The sequence below is a fragment of the Streptomyces sp. NPDC087270 genome, from assembly GCF_044744625.1.
Taxonomy (GTDB): Bacteria; Actinomycetota; Actinomycetes; order Streptomycetales; family Streptomycetaceae; genus Actinacidiphila.
The window spans coordinates 23,065-37,804 of the sequence record NZ_JBIUYR010000022.1 but is presented as its reverse complement, the minus strand read 5'-3'; the positions used below and the strand labels follow the sequence as shown (position 1 = coordinate 37,804).

The following is a 14,740-nucleotide window of genomic DNA, read 5'->3' as shown; positions in this document are numbered from 1 at the left end:
GCGCAACGACGCCATCCGCCGAGGATGACGTGCGACGCTGGGGACACCACAGACGGGTCATGAGGTAGGGAACGGATGAGCAACGGGGAGAGCGGCGAGGCGCCCGCGCGGGTGCTGATCGTGGACGACGAGCCGGCCGTACGGGAAGCGCTGCGCCGCAGCCTGGCGTTCGAGGGGTACGACACCGCACTCGCCGCCGACGGACTCGCCGCGCTGGAGCAGGCGGACAGCTACCGCCCCGACGCGATCGTGCTGGACGTGCTGATGCCGCGGATGGACGGCCTGACCACGGCGCGCCGGCTGCGGTCGAGCGGAGTGACCACGCCGATCCTGATGCTCACCGCCCGGGACACCGTCGGCGACCGCGTCACGGGCCTGGACGCCGGCGCCGACGACTACCTCGTCAAGCCCTTCGAACTGGACGAGTTGCTCGCCCGGCTGCGCGCGCTGCTGCGCCGCAGCTCGTACGCGACCCCGCCCGGCCGGACCGACGACGCGCACGCGCTCACCTTCGCCGACCTGCGGATGGACACGGCCACCCGCGAGGTCACCCGGGCCGGGCAGCAGGTGGAGCTGACCCGCACCGAGTACACCCTGCTGGAGCTGTTCCTGACCCACCCGCGCCAGGTGCTGACCCGGGAGCAGATCCTCAAGTCGGTGTGGGGCTTCGACTTCGAGCCGTCCTCCAACTCGCTCGACGTGTACGTGATGTACCTGCGCCGCAAGACCGAGGCCGGCGGCATGCCGCGGCTGGTGCACACCGTGCGCGGCGTCGGCTACGTGCTGCGCGCCCCCGACGGCGGGCACGCGTGAACCGCCTTCCCCTGCGTTCCCGGCTCACCATCCTCACGGCGGCCGCGGTGCTCATCGCGGTCGCGCTGGCCGCGCTGGCCTGCTGGCTGATCACGCGGAACGAGCTGAACTCGCAGCTGGACAGGTCCCTCAGCCAGGGCGTGGAGGACGCGACGCAGCAACTCTCGCGCGCCAGCCGTCTCGGTCCCTTCTCCTGCCAGTCCGCGGCGCCCGACAACGGCCAGTACAACATCAACCCGTCGAGCGTGTCCGCCCAGATCGTGCTGCCCGACGGCAAGACCTGCCTGATCACGGGCACCAAGACGTTCGCGACGACGGCGGCCGACCGCAGCATCGCGACCTCGGGACCGCAGCGGGTCTCCGTGACCCACACCGTGCACAGCGACGGCACCGCGCTGCGCGTGTACACCGTGAACACCAACGTGCGGCTGATCCTGCAGGACCAGACACAACCGGTCGCCTTGTCCGTGGCCCGCCCGCTGAGCGTCGTCACCGATCCGCTCACCACCCTCGCCTGGGTGCTGCTCGCCGTCACCGGGATCGGCGCGGTCGGCGCGGCCAGCGCGGGCCTGCTCATCGCGCAGACCGGACTGCGGCCCGTGGACACCCTCACCCAGACCGTGGAGCACATCGCGCGGACCGAGGACCTGAACGTCCGCATCCCGGTCGAGGGGCAGGACGAGATCGCCCGGCTGTCCGCGTCGTTCAACTCGATGACGGCCGCGCTGGCGTCGTCCCGGGACCGCCAGCAGCAGCTCATCGCGGACGCGGGGCACGAGCTGCGGACGCCGCTGACCAGCCTGCGGACGAACATCGAGCTGCTGGAGCGCAGCGAGGCGACCGGGCGGGCGATCCCGCCGGAGGACCGCAAGGCGCTGCTGGCGTCGGTGAAGGCGCAGATGACGGAGCTGGCCTCGCTGATCGGGGACCTCCAGGAGCTGTCCCGGCCGGACGCGGGGCCGACGCTCCAGGTGGTGGCGCTGCACGAGGTGACGGAGACGGCGCTGGCCCGGGCCCGGCTGCGCGGCCCCGACCTGAAGATCGTCGCGGACGTGGCGCCGTGGTTCGTCCGCTCGGAGGCGGCCGCGCTGGAGCGGGCGATCGTGAACCTGATGGACAACGCGGTGAAGTTCTCCCCGCCCGGCGGGGAGATCGAGGTGCGGCTGCGCGGCGGGCTGCTGACGGTGCGGGACCACGGCCCGGGCATTCCGGCGGAGGACCTGCCGCACGTGTTCGAGCGGTTCTGGCGCTCGCCGTCGGCGCGGTCGCTGCCGGGCAGCGGCCTGGGGCTGTCGATCGTGGCCCGCACCGCGCAGCAGGCCGGCGGCGAGGTGTCGCTCTCCCCGGCGCCGGGCGGCGGCACGCTGGCGGCGCTACGGCTGCCGGGCGCGCCGACGGCTCCGCCGGACCTCCCGCCCGACACCCAGCCGTCCGACGTCCCGCCCTCCGACTTCCCTCCGCCCAGCGGGAGTTGAGGCACCCGCGGTTCACGGCACCGCCGGAATCCGTCTCACTATTCGGAATAGTCTGTCTCACCCTTCGGTGAGCCGACATAGTTGGGTGCACCACCTACCGAGGAGGTGCACCCATGCGTCGCTGGCTGATGCTGGCCCTGGGAACCGCGGCCCAGACGGCCGCCTGCGCGTTCGTCTACGGCATCCCGTACCTCGCCGACACCCTGCGCAAGCAGGAGCACCTGTCGCTGACCGAGGTCGGGCTGCTCGTCGCGGCGCCCACCACCGGTCTCGTGCTCGCCCTGTACCTGTGGGGCGCCGCGGCCGACCGATGGGGCGAGCGGGTGGTGATCGCCTGCGGGCTGGGGCTGGCGGCGGGCGCCCTCGCGCTGGCCGCGTGGGCCGCGCACGGCATGCTCGCCCTCGGACTGCTGCTGGTGCTGGCCGGCGCGGCGGGCGCCTCGGTCTACTCCGCCAGCGGCCGGCTGGTGATGGGCTGGTTCGCCGCGAAGGAACGCGGCCTGGCGATGGGCATCCGGCAGACGTCCACGCCGCTGGGCATGGGCGTGGCCGCGCTGGCGATGCCGCCGCTGTCGGACGCGCACGGCCTGCCCGGCGCGATCGGCTTCCTCGCGGTGGCCTGCGGGGTGATCGCCGTGCTGATCGCGCTGTTCGCCGCCGACCCGGCGCGGACGCGGAAGGCGGCGGCCGCGCCCGCGCCGAACCCGTACCGCGGCTCCAACGTGCTGTGGCGCATCCACGGCTCGGCGGCGCTGCTGGTGATCCCGCAGTTCACCGCGGGGGCGTTCGCGCTGGTGCTGCTGGTCGACGTGCGCGGCTGGTCGTCGGTGCACGCCGGACAGCTCATCGCGGTCGCCCAGGGGCTCGGCGCGGTCTCCCGCATCCTGGTCGGGCGCTGGTCCGACGCGGTCGGCGAGCGGATGCGCCCGATGCGGCAGCTCGCCGCGGTCACCGCCGTCGTGATCGGCGCCACCGCGCTGACCACCGCCTTCCCGTCCCCGCTGACGCCGGTCCTGCTGGTCGTCGCCATCGCGATCTCGGCCAGTACCAACGGGCTGTCCTTCACCTCCACCGCCGAGCGGGCCGGTGCGGCCTGGTCCGGCCGGGCGCTGGGCGTGCACAACACCGGACAGAACCTGACCGCCGCCGTGGTGCCCCCGGCGATGGCCGCGCTGATCTCGGCGACCGCCTACTGGCCGGGCTTCGTCCTGGCCGCCGCGACCGCCTGCGTGTCGGCCGCGATCATCCCGGTACGACCCCAGGTGGCACCGCGGGACGGCACGGAGCCGCGCCGTACGATCACGGCATGAGCGACCGCCGCATCGAGACCCGCACCGATCTGCCCGACGATGCCGCCCGGGCCGTCCTCGACCTGATCGAGGCCGCCGCCGCCGAGGACGGCCAGCCGGCCGTGTCGGAACAGGGCCGGCTGCACATCCGCAAGGCCGGCCGCCCCGGCGTACGGCACCTGCTGCTGTGGACACCGACGCCGCGGCCGGGACCGGACGGCACGACGGCCGAGGAGCTGACCGGCTACGGGCAGATCGACGGCACCGACCCGGTGGAGGCGCCGTCCGCCGAGTTCGTGGTGCACCCCCAGCGCCGCTCGCAAGGCCACGGGCAGGCGCTGGCGGCGGAGCTGCTCGCCGCCACCGACCGGCGGCTGCGGGTGTGGGCGCACGGCGGGCACCCCGCCGCCCGGCACCTCGCACAGCGGCTCGGCATGAAACTCTTCCGCGAGCTGCGGCAGATGCGCCGCCCGCTCGACGCCGAGCCCGCCGGGGTGCCCGAGCCCCGGCTGCCCGACGGCGTCACCGTCCGCACCTTCGTGCCCGGGCAGGACGAGAGCGCCTGGCTCGCGGTCAACGCGGCGGCCTTCGCGCACCACCCCGAGCAGGGCGGTATCACCCGCGCCGACCTCGACGACCGCATCGCCGAGTCCTGGTTCGACCCGGCCGGGTTCTTCCTCGCCTTCCGCGGCTCCGAACCGGTCGGCTTCCACTGGACCAAGGTGCACGCGGCCGAGGGGCTGGGCGAGGTCTACGTCGTCGGGGTCGCCCCGGGCGAACAGGGCAGCGGTCTCGGCCGCGCGCTCACCGCGATCGGCTTGCGCCACCTCGCCCTGGATCGCGGCCTCGCCACCGCCATGCTCTACGTCGACGCCGACAACGCGCCCGCCCTCGCCGTCTACGAACGCCTCGGCTTCACCACCCACGAAACCGACCTCATGTACCGCACGGAGAACTAGGGTCCGCCGACCCCCGGGGTGATGTGTCCTGTCGGTTCCGGGCCCCCCGGTGGGGGGCTTGTCGCGCCGTTCCCCGCGCCCCTGGGTATGCGCGGCTCCTCCGCGAAAGGAACGTCGCTTCTTTCCAGCGGCCCTGGCGCACTTGCTCCGCCGGGTGCTTTGTCGCACCGGACGACCGCCCGGGCTGCTGCTGCGGGGGTCGCCGGAACTTCTGTGGGTGGACTGCTGGGCGCGCAGTTCCCCGCGCCCCTTGTGGGAGGTGCTCGCCGCGGAGAAAGTTCTGGGCACCTCGCGAAGAGCCGCGCATACTCAGGGGCGCGTGGGGGCACCCCGGAGGGTGAGCGCACCCTTGCTGGAAGCACCCCGCTTGCCTGACGGCAATGCTCTCTTTACCGGTCATTCAACCGCGCTTGCGAACATCGCTGGGTGCAGCACGCTGCCCCGCCCCCCACACCCCCGCCCGACCTGCCGAAACCCGCAGGTACACGGGACAATGGAGCGACGGCCGTCGGCCGCCGTACGGGGGCCGCCCATGTGGCGGATGTGCCGGAACCGGAGGAGGGCTCGAAACCCATGGCCCAGACAAACCACCCGAATGTACCCGCGCAGACCGCCCAGGCGGCTCAGACTGCCGGAGGCACGGGCGGGCACGCCGCGAACGGCACCTTCAGCACCCCCGACGGCGCTTTCCGGCCGCGAGTGGTCCCCGATCTCGACCCGGAGCCGCCCGGGCTGGCCGAGGCGGGCGAGGAATTCGGCGAGGAACTCCCGCAGGGCCGTTTCCTGGACCGCGAGCGCAGCTGGCTGGCGTTCAACGAGCGGGTCCTGGAACTCGCCGAGGACCCGTCCACCCCGCTCCTGGAACGCGCGAACTTCCTGGCCATATTCGCGAGCAACCTCGACGAGTTCTTCATGGTCCGGGTGGCCGGCCTGAAGCGCAGGATGGCCACCGGTGTCGCCACCCGCTCCGCGTCCGGTCTCCAGCCGCGCGACGTGCTGGACCTGATCCTGACCCGGTCCCGCGAGCTGATGGCCCGGCACGCCGCCTGCTTCCAGAACGACGTCGGCCCGCAGCTGGCCGACGAGGGCATCCACGTCATCCGCTGGGGCGATCTGACCGGCCAGGAGCAGGCCCGGCTGGCCACGCTCTTCCGCAAGCAGATCTTCCCGGTGCTGACCCCGCTCGCGGTCGACCCGGCGCACCCCTTCCCGTACATCTCCGGCCTGTCGCTGAACCTCGCGGTGGTGGTCCGCAACCCGGTCTCCGGGCACGAGCACTTCGCCCGGGTGAAGGTGCCGCCGATCCTGTCCCGGCTGCTGGAGGCGAGCCCGCAGCGGTACGTCCCGCTGGAGGACGTGATCGCCGCCCACCTCGACGAGCTGTTCCCGGGCATGGAGGTCCTCGACCACCACATGTTCCGCGTCACCCGCAACGAGGACCTGGAGGTCGAGGAGGACGACGCGGAGAACCTGCTCCAGGCCCTGGAGAAGGAGCTGATGCGGCGCCGCTTCGGGCCGCCGGTGCGGCTGGAGGTCGAGGAGTCGATCGCGCCGCGGGTGCTCGACCTGCTCGTCCACGAGCTGAAGATGAAGCACACCGAGGTCTATCCGCTGCCCGGCCCGCTCGACCTGACCGGGCTCTTCGCGATCGCCGCCCTGGACCGCGAGGAGCTGAAGTTCCCGCCCTACGTGGCCGGCACCCACCGCGACCTCGCCGAGGTCGAGTCCGCCTCGCCGCCGGACATCTTCGCCGCGATGCGCGAGCGGGACGTCCTGCTGCACCACCCGTACGACTCGTTCTCCACCTCCGTGCAGTCCTTCCTCGACCAGGCCGCCGCCGACCCCGACGTGCTGGCCATCAAGCAGACGCTCTACCGCACCTCCGGCGACTCGCCGATCGTGGACGCGCTGATCGACGCGGCCGAGGCGGGCAAGCAGGTGCTGGTGCTGGTCGAGATCAAGGCCCGCTTCGACGAGCAGGCCAACATCAAGTGGGCCCGCAAGCTGGAGGAGGCCGGCTGCCACGTCGTCTACGGCCTGGTCGGCCTCAAGACGCACTGCAAGCTGTCGCTGGTGGTCCGCCAGGAAGGCGACACCCTGCGCCGCTACAGCCACGTCGGCACCGGCAACTACCACCCGAAGACCGCCCGGCTCTACGAGGACCTGGGCCTGCTCACCGCCGACCCCAAGGTCGGCGCGGACCTCTCCCACCTGTTCAACCGGCTGTCCGGCTACTCGCGCCGCGAGACGTACAACCGGCTGCTGGTCGCCCCGCGCAGCCTGCGCGACGGGCTGATCCAGCGCATCCTCGCCGAGATCGGCCACCACCGCGCCGGGCGCCCCGCCTACGTGCGGGTGAAGGTGAACTCGATCGTCGACGAGGTGGTGATCGACGCGCTCTACCGCGCCTCGCAGGCCGGCGTGCCGGTCGACATCTGGGTGCGCGGCATCTGCGCGGTCAGACCAGGCGTGGACGGCCTGTCGGAGAACATCCGGGTACGCAGCGTGCTCGGCCGGTTCCTGGAGCACTCCCGGGTGTTCGTCTTCGGCAACGGCGGCGAGCCCGAGGTGTGGCTGGGCAGCGCCGACATGATGCACCGCAACCTCGACCGCCGGATCGAGGCGCTGGTACGGGTCACCGACCCGGGCCACCGCGCCACGCTCAACGGGTTGCTGGAGACCGGGATGTCGGACGCCACGGCGTCCTGGCACCTGGCGGCCGACGGCGACTGGACCCGGCACAGCACCGACTCCGACGGCCGCCCGCTGCGCAACGTCCAGGAAATGCTCATCGACGCCCGGAGGCGCCGGCGTGGCCCGTCAGCAGCAACATAGCGACCTGCTCGCACAGGAGATCCCCGGTCGACCGGGCGACGGCACGGACACGGGGAGCAGCGCGGTGGGCGTCAGCACGGGGGCCGACGGCAGGAGCGCGGGCGAGGCGCTGTCGTCCTATCTGCGCACGCAGGCGACCGCGTTCCTGCGCGGGCTCGGCGTGCGCGGCGACGACGAGGCCGTGGCGGACTCGCTGCTGCGCGGCAGCTCCCGGCGGATCGCCGGCGTGCTGCACACCTACGGCGAGCTGACCGACCCGGCCTGGGCGGAGCCGATGCGGGCCGAGTTGGGCTGGCTGGGCGCCACCCTCGGCCGCGAGCCGCAGTACGCGGTGCGGCTCGGCCGCCTCCTGGACGCCCTGCGCCGGCTGTCCGCCCTCACCCCGCCCGAGGACCCGCTCCCGCCTCCGCCGCTCCCCCAGGGCGCCTGGCGGGACACCGACCCGGCGACCGGTCCCGGCCCCGCGCCCGCGGCCGGACCGGCGTACGGCCGGCGTACGGACGCGGCGGCCGGAGCCGCTCTCGGCAGGGAGCCGGGCGGGAGCGGCCGGGCCCCGGGGCCGCGGTCGGGCGGAGCCGGCGGCGTCGCGGCGGTCGCCGCGCGCGGCCCGGTTCCCACGCAGGCCGGCGCGCCGCTGGCGGTCGGGGCGGCGCGGGCCGCCGCGCTGCTGGAGCGGCAGCTCACCTTGGCCCGTACCCGGGCGCACTCGGCGACCTTGCAGGCGATGGGCTCGGCCCGCTTCCACGCGCTGGCCGACTCCATCGCGGTGCTCGCCTCCGAGGTGCCGCTGACCGCGCGGGCCGGCCGGCCCGCGGCGGCGGTGCTGCCGCCGCTGGCCGAGCAGGCGCACTCCCGGCTCGCCGAGGCGGCCGGCACGCTGCCGCTGCGCCGGGCCGCGCACCCGTACAACGCCGAGGCGGTGCAGGCCGCGCTCGGCGCCGAACTCACCGCGGACCTCCAGGACGCGCCCTGGCACCAGGTGCGCATCCTGCTGCGGCTGAGCCGGTACGCCGCCGAGGTGCCCGGGGCCGGCGGCCACGGCGACCCGCGGCTGGCCGAGGCCGCGCTCGTCCTCCAGCGGCACCACGAGGCCGCCGAGTCGGCCGCCGCGGTGTCCGCCGCGGCCCGCACCCCCCGGATCGCCCCGGCCACCGCGTACGCGCTGGGGGTGCTGCACGCCGACCAGCGGCATGAGGTGGAGGCCGCCCGCTTCTCGTTCTCCCGGTTGTGGCAGTCATGAGCACCACGGTCAGGGCGGCCGGCACCGTGCTGTGGCGACGCGCCGCGGACGGCGGCGGGATCGAGGTCGCGCTCATCCACCGGCCGCGGTACGACGACTGGAGCCTGCCCAAGGGCAAGTTGAAGCGGGGCGAGGACCACGCGGCGGCCGCGGTGCGCGAGACCCGGGAGGAGACCGGCGTGGAGTGCGTGCTCGGCACGCCGCTGCCGGCCGCGCACTACTGGACCGCCGGGCGCCCCAAGGAGGTCAGGTACTGGGCCGCCGAGGCACCCTCCGGGCCCGCCGCGCCGCCCTTCTCGCCCAACGACGAGGTCGACCGGGTGGCCTGGCTCGCCCCGGAGGCGGCCCGGCGCCGGCTCACCCACGACCGGGACCGCGAGCTGATCACCGCGCTGCTGGGCACCCTGGCGGACTGACCGGCCTCGCGGGCGCCGTGGCGCGGTCCCGCCGTAGCGCCGTCGCGCGCCCGTCGCCGTAGCGCCCTCGCACGCCCTGTCGCGGCGAAGCACCGCAGCGCGTGCCCCCGTACCGTCGGCGCGCCCCCGCCGCCCGGTCCCGCCGTGCCCTCCGGCCGGCGCCCGCGGGCATCCGTGCGCCGGTTCCATGCCCAGGTCACGCGCTCCTCGCGCACCCCACCCGGCTCATCCGAGCAGCCTCCCCACGCCGGGCCACCACACCGACGGATGAGGTTCACCTCGCGTTCACTCTCCCCCGTTGGCCGCTTCATCTGATCTGCCTAATTTCGGCCTTACCGGTGAGCAGCAAGGCGCCGGGTGGATGCAGATCACCAAACCCTCTGCTTCGCCGTCCACCGGCGGGCTTTTGGAAGGAACACACGAAGGTGAAGCTTCAGCGTAAGAGCGGACTGCGGGCCTTGACCGTCGGCGCGGTCGCGATTACCGGCGCGCTGGTCCTGACCGCCTGCGGTTCGGACAACAACGACAGCAGCGACAACAGCTCGTCGGCGCCCAGCGGTTCGGCCAGCTCGTCGACGAACGCGTCGTCGATCTCCTGCGCCAAGGGACAGATCCTGTCCTCCGGCTCCACCGCTCAGCAGAACGCGATGGAAGCCTGGGTGAAGAACTACCAGCAGGCGTGCTCCGGCGCGACGATCAACTACAAGCCGTCGTCGTCCGGCCAGGGCATCATCGACTTCAACCAGGGCACGGACGCCTTCGCCGGTTCCGACTCCCCGCTCGCCCCCGACGAGATCACCTCCTCCAAGAAGGTGTGCACCGGCGGCGAGGGCATCAGCATCCCGATGGTCGGCGGCCCGATCGCCATCGGCTACAACCTGCCCGGCGTGAACGACCTGGTGCTGGACGCCCCCACCCTGGCGAAGATCTTCAACAGCAAGATCACCAAGTGGAACGACCCGGCGATCAAGAAGCTCAACCCGAGCGCCAGCCTGCCGAGCACCAAGATCCAGAGCTTCCACCGCCAGGACGACTCCGGCACCACCGACAACCTCACCAAGTACCTCGGTGGCGCGGCCAAGGCCGACTGGCCGTACCCGCACGCCAAGGCGTGGGCGGGTCACGGCGGCCAGGCCGTCGCCCAGTCCTCCGGAGTGGCCTCGCAGGTCAAGCAGACCGAGGGCGCGATCGGTTACTTCGAGCTGTCCTACGCGACCGCCGACCAGATCCCGACCGTCAAGATCGCCACCGGCGCCTCGCAGCCGGTCGAGGCCAGCAGCGCCAACGCCTCCGCGGGCATCGCGCAGGCCAAGGTCGTCGGCACCGGCTCCGACCTGGCGCTCGACCTGAGCGCCGCGTACATCACCAAGGCGGACAACGCCTACCCGATCGTCCTGGTGACGTACGAGATCGCCTGCGACAAGGGCAACAAGTCCGACACCCTGCCGCTGACGAAGTCCTTCCTGAACTACATCGCGAGCGCCGACGGCCAGGGCCAGCTGTCCAGCGCCGGCTACGCCCCGCTGCCCGACGCGATCGCCACGAAGGTCCGCTCCGCCGTCACCGCTCTCTCCTGACCCACGCGGCGGGCCCCGCGGTCGACACGACCACCGCGGGGCCCGCCGTACATCCGGTGCACCGCCGCCGGGGGAGCAGTCCTCCCCCACCCCAGACCGGAGTTCCCCATGACAACCACCGCACCACCCCCCACCGCCCCGCCGCCGCCCCAGGCGAAGACGGTCACCCGCCCGGGCGACCGGATCTTCGCCGGACTCTCCCGCGGCTCGGGCATCTTCGTCCTCGTGATCATGGGCGCCATCGCGCTCTTCCTGACCGTCCGCGCGGTCAGCGCCATCTCCAAGGACCACGCGAACTTCTTCACCACCTTCGAGTGGAACGCCGCCCTGACCCCGCCGAAGTTCGGCATCGCCGTCCTCGCCTACGGCACCGTGGTCAGCGCCGTGATCGCGATGGCCATCGCCGTGCCCATCGCGGTCGGCATCGCGCTGTTCATCACGCACTACGCGCCGCGCCGGCTCGGCGACGTGATCGCGTACGTCATCGACCTGCTCGCCGCGGTGCCCAGCATCATCTACGGCCTGTGGGGCGCGCTCTTCCTGGTGCCGCACCTGCGCGGCCTCAACCTCTGGCTCAACGACTACCTGGGCTGGACCGTCCTCTTCCACAAGGACGACCCGAACTCCACCCCGCGCTCGCTGTTCACGGTGGGCATCCTGCTGGCGATCATGATCCTGCCGATCATCACCAACGTCAGCCGCGAGGTGATCCGGCAGGTGCCGAAGATGCACGAGGAGGCGGCGCTCGCGCTCGGCGCGACCCGCTGGGAGGTCATCCGCATGTCGGTGCTCCCCTTCGCCCGCTCCGGCATCATCTCCGCCTCGATGCTGGGCCTGGGCCGCGCGCTCGGCGAGACCATGGCGGTGGCAACCGTGCTGTCCGCCTCGCCGACCCTGAGCGCGCACCTGCTGGACCCGGCCGGCGGCACCTTCTCGCAGAACATCGTCGCCAAGTTCGGTGAGGCCACCCAGTACGGCCGGGACGCCCTGATCGCGTCCGGCCTGGTGCTCTTCGTCATCACGCTGCTGGTCAACGGAGCCGCCCGGCTGATCATCGCCCGGCGCAAGGAGTACTCGGGGGCCAACGCATGACCGAGACCGCTGTCGACGCGACGCCGTCCCCCGCCCTCCCCGCCTCCCCGCGGCTGGCGACCCGGCGGCTGCCGCGCTGGACACCGCCGGCGATCGCGCTCGGCGCGATCGTGGTGGCCGTCGCCATCGGCGCCGGCGCGGGCCTGCACAGCCACATCCAGTGGGGCCTGATCGCGCTGCTGCTCTTCGTCGCCGGGTCGTACGTGATCACCGCCCAGGTCGAGGGCCGTCGCCAGGCCAAGGACCGGGTGGCCACCAGCCTGGTCTGGTCCGCGTTCATCCTGGCCGTCCTGCCGCTGTACTCGCTGATCGAGACCACGATCAAGCAGGGCGCCGGCGTGATCGACGGCACCTTCCTGACCCACTCGATGAAGAACGTGCTCACCATCGAGCCCGGCGGCGGCATCTACCACGCCATCATCGGCACCGTGGAGCAGGTCGCGATCTCCGCCGCCATCGCCACCCCGATCGGCATCCTCACCGCGGTCTACCTCGTCGAGTACGGCCGGGGCTGGCTCGCCAAGGTGGTCACCTTCTTCGTCGACGTGATGACCGGCATCCCCTCGATCGTGGCGGGCCTGTTCATCCTGTCGCTGTGGTTCGTGGCCTTCGACAAGGCGCCGCAGTCCGGCTTCGCCGGCTCGCTGGCACTGGCGATCCTGATGACGCCGATCGTGGTCCGCTCCACCGAGGAGATGCTCAAGCTCGTGCCGAACGAGCTGCGCGAGGCGTCCTTCGCGCTGGGCGTGCCGAAGTGGCGGACCATCACCAAGGTGGTCGTCCCCACCGCCATCGGCGGCATCACCACCGGCGTGATGCTGGCGCTGGCCCGGATCGCCGGCGAGAGCGCCCCGGTCGCCCTGCTGATCTACGGCGCCCAGTACATCAACAACAACCCCTTCAAGGGCCCGCAGGAATCGCTGCCGTTCTACATCTACCAGCAGTACGTGAACGGCAACCCGGCGAGCTACGCCCGTGCTTGGGGCGCGGCCCTGGTCCTGATCGGCTTCGTGATGATCCTGAACCTCGTGGCCCGGCTCATCGCGCGCTGGAAGGCGCCGCAGCACTCAGGTCGCTGACGCGGCCATCAGCAGACCTAGAGAAATGAAGTGATCCCCACCATGGCCAAACGCATCGACGTCAGCGGCCTGTCCGCCTACTACGGCAGCCACAAGGCCATCGACGACATCTCGATGACCGTCGAGCCCGGCTCCGTGACCGCCTTCATCGGCCCGTCCGGCTGCGGCAAGTCCACCTTCCTGCGCACCTTGAACCGCATGCACGAGGTCACCCCCGGCGGCCGCGTCGAGGGCAAGGTGATGCTGGACGACGAGAACCTGTACGCCGGCGGCGTGGACCCGGTGACGGTGCGGCGCACCGTCGGCATGGTCTTCCAGCGGCCGAACCCGTTCCCCACCATGTCGATCTACGACAACGTGGCGGCCGGCCTGCGGCTCAACGGCGTCCGCAAGAAGGGCGAGCTCGACACCATCGTCGAGAAGTCCCTCAAGGGCGCCAACCTCTGGAACGAGGTCAAGGACCGGCTGAACAAGCCCGGCTCCGGGCTCTCCGGCGGCCAGCAGCAGCGGCTGTGCATCGCCCGCGCCATCGCGGTCGAGCCGCAGGTGCTGCTGATGGACGAGCCGTGCTCCGCGCTCGACCCGATCTCCACCCTCGCCATCGAGGACCTGGTCGGGGAGCTGAAGGAACGCTTCACCATCGTGATCGTCACCCACAACATGCAGCAGGCCGCGCGGGTGTCGGACCGTACCGCGTTCTTCAACCTGGCCGCCGTCGGGCAGCCCGGCAAGCTGATCGAGATCGACGAGACCCAGCGGATCTTCTCCAACCCGTCGGTCCAGGCGACCGAGGACTACATTTCCGGCCGCTTCGGCTGATCCCAGACCGCCGTGCGGTGCTGCATGGCGGTGCCACCGCAGGGCGCGCGGGCCCCGGTTCCCCTTGCGGGGGCCGGGGCCCTTCGCATGACCGTTCAGCGAGGCCGTTCGCCAGGTGGCCGCGCCGGCGGAGCAGCCGGCCGGGGGTCAGCCGAAGACCAGCCGGACCAGGTAGAAGCAGACGGCGGCGACGACCGCCGCGGCCGGCATCGTGATGAACCAGCCGCCGACGATGTTCTTCGCCACGCCCCAGCGGACCGCCTTGACCCGCTTCGTCGCCCCCACGCCCATGATCGCCGAGGTGATGACGTGCGTGGTGGAGACCGGCGCCGCGAAGACGTACGAGGTGGTGTAGAGGATCGCCGCGGAGGTGGTCTCGGCGGCGAAGCCCTGCGGCGGGTCGAGGTCGATGATCCGGCGGCCGAGGGTCCGCATGATCCGCCAGCCGCCCGCGTAGGTGCCCAGCGACATCATCGCCGCGCAGATCAGCTTCACCCAGATCGGGATGCCGAATCCGCGGCTCGGGTCGTGGATCACCAGCGCCAGCACCACCACACCCATCGTCTTCTGGGCATCCTGCAGACCGTGGCCGAGCGCCATCGCGGCCGCGGAGACGGTCTGCGCCATCCGGAAGCCGCGCTTGGCCTTGTGCGGGTTGGAACGGCGGAAGAACCACAGGATCGCCATCATCACCAGGTAGCCCACGAGCAGGCCGACCACCGGCGAGAGGAACATCGGCACGATGACCTTGTCGACCACGCCGTTCCAGTGCACCTGGGTGCCGCCGGCGAGCGCCGCGCCGACCAGACCGCCGAACAGCGCGTGGCTTGAACTCGACGGCAGCCCGAAGTACCAGGTGACCAGGTTCCATACAATGGCTCCGGCGAGCGCGGCGAACAGGATGGCCATCCCGTTGCGGCCGTGCGGCGTGGCGATCAGGCCCTTGCTCACGGTGGAGGCCACCTTGGAGCCGAGGAAGGCGCCGAGCAGGTTCATCACCGCGGCCATCGCCAGCGCCGCCTTGGGGGTCAGCGCGCGGGTGGAGACCGAGGTGGCGATGGCGTTCGCCGAGTCGTGGAAGCCGTTGGTGTACGTGAAGAAGAGCGCGACCCCGATGGTCACGATCAGAACGAAGGTGTCCACGAA

Annotated in this window: 12 protein-coding genes; 11 read left to right on the top strand and 1 reads right to left on the bottom strand. The window is 72.2% G+C overall.

Annotated features, from left to right (window positions below):
* The first annotated feature begins 75 nt into the window (after window positions 1-75).
* The 11 genes from ACIPAE_RS33475 to pstB all read left to right on the top strand — a co-directional run bounded on the left by ACIPAE_RS33475 (window position 76) and on the right by pstB (window position 13,594).
* Window positions 76-813, top strand: coding sequence for a response regulator transcription factor (locus ACIPAE_RS33475; protein ID WP_402450456.1), 738 nt, complete (start codon window positions 76-78; stop codon window positions 811-813).
* The gene (locus ACIPAE_RS33470; protein ID WP_402450454.1) at window positions 810-2,288 is read left to right on the top strand and encodes a sensor histidine kinase; all 1,479 of its coding nucleotides are present in this window, start codon (window positions 810-812) and stop codon (window positions 2,286-2,288) included. Before ACIPAE_RS33475 ends, ACIPAE_RS33470 begins: the two co-directional genes overlap by 4 nt.
* A 113-nt stretch (window positions 2,289-2,401) precedes the next feature.
* Window positions 2,402-3,598 (top strand): MFS transporter, encoded by a 1,197-nt coding sequence (locus ACIPAE_RS33465; protein WP_329366268.1) that lies wholly within the window; start codon window positions 2,402-2,404, stop codon window positions 3,596-3,598.
* Entirely contained in the window at window positions 3,595-4,536 is a 942-nt protein-coding gene (mshD, locus tag ACIPAE_RS33460; RefSeq protein ID WP_402450451.1) for a mycothiol synthase, read from the top strand. The genes ACIPAE_RS33465 and mshD overlap by 4 nt, the downstream gene beginning before the upstream one ends.
* A 573-nt stretch (window positions 4,537-5,109) precedes the next feature.
* Complete coding sequence (locus ACIPAE_RS33455) at window positions 5,110-7,371, top strand: RNA degradosome polyphosphate kinase (protein ID WP_366413537.1); 2,262 nt, start codon at window positions 5,110-5,112, stop codon at window positions 7,369-7,371.
* Window positions 7,349-8,611, top strand: coding sequence for a CHAD domain-containing protein (locus ACIPAE_RS33450; protein ID WP_402450448.1), 1,263 nt, complete (start codon window positions 7,349-7,351; stop codon window positions 8,609-8,611). Before ACIPAE_RS33455 ends, ACIPAE_RS33450 begins: the two co-directional genes overlap by 23 nt.
* Window positions 8,608-9,027: an NUDIX hydrolase gene (locus tag ACIPAE_RS33445; protein ID WP_328467476.1), complete on the top strand. Its 420-nt coding sequence runs from the start codon at window positions 8,608-8,610 to the stop codon at window positions 9,025-9,027. Before ACIPAE_RS33450 ends, ACIPAE_RS33445 begins: the two co-directional genes overlap by 4 nt.
* A 425-nt stretch (window positions 9,028-9,452) precedes the next feature.
* Window positions 9,453-10,604 carry a phosphate ABC transporter substrate-binding protein PstS gene (gene pstS / locus ACIPAE_RS33440; RefSeq protein ID WP_366413534.1) on the top strand — a complete coding sequence of 384 codons (1,152 nt, stop codon included), beginning with the start codon at window positions 9,453-9,455 and terminating at the stop codon, window positions 10,602-10,604.
* Between the two features lie 108 nt (window positions 10,605-10,712).
* Window positions 10,713-11,696, top strand: coding sequence for a phosphate ABC transporter permease subunit PstC (gene pstC / locus ACIPAE_RS33435; RefSeq protein ID WP_329366280.1), 984 nt, complete (start codon window positions 10,713-10,715; stop codon window positions 11,694-11,696).
* Window positions 11,693-12,775 (top strand): phosphate ABC transporter permease PstA, encoded by a 1,083-nt coding sequence (gene pstA / locus ACIPAE_RS33430; RefSeq protein ID WP_329366282.1) that lies wholly within the window; start codon window positions 11,693-11,695, stop codon window positions 12,773-12,775. Before pstC ends, pstA begins: the two co-directional genes overlap by 4 nt.
* A gap of 42 nt (window positions 12,776-12,817) precedes the next feature.
* Entirely contained in the window at window positions 12,818-13,594 is a 777-nt protein-coding gene (gene pstB, locus ACIPAE_RS33425) for a phosphate ABC transporter ATP-binding protein PstB (protein WP_329366283.1), read from the top strand.
* A 147-nt stretch (window positions 13,595-13,741) separates the two neighbouring features.
* Here the strand turns inward: pstB and ACIPAE_RS33420 are convergent, their stop codons facing one another.
* A complete protein-coding gene (locus tag ACIPAE_RS33420) occupies window positions 13,742-14,737 on the bottom strand; it encodes an inorganic phosphate transporter (protein ID WP_329366285.1) in 996 nt (331 codons plus the stop codon).
* Between the last annotated feature and the right edge of the window lie 3 nt (window positions 14,738-14,740).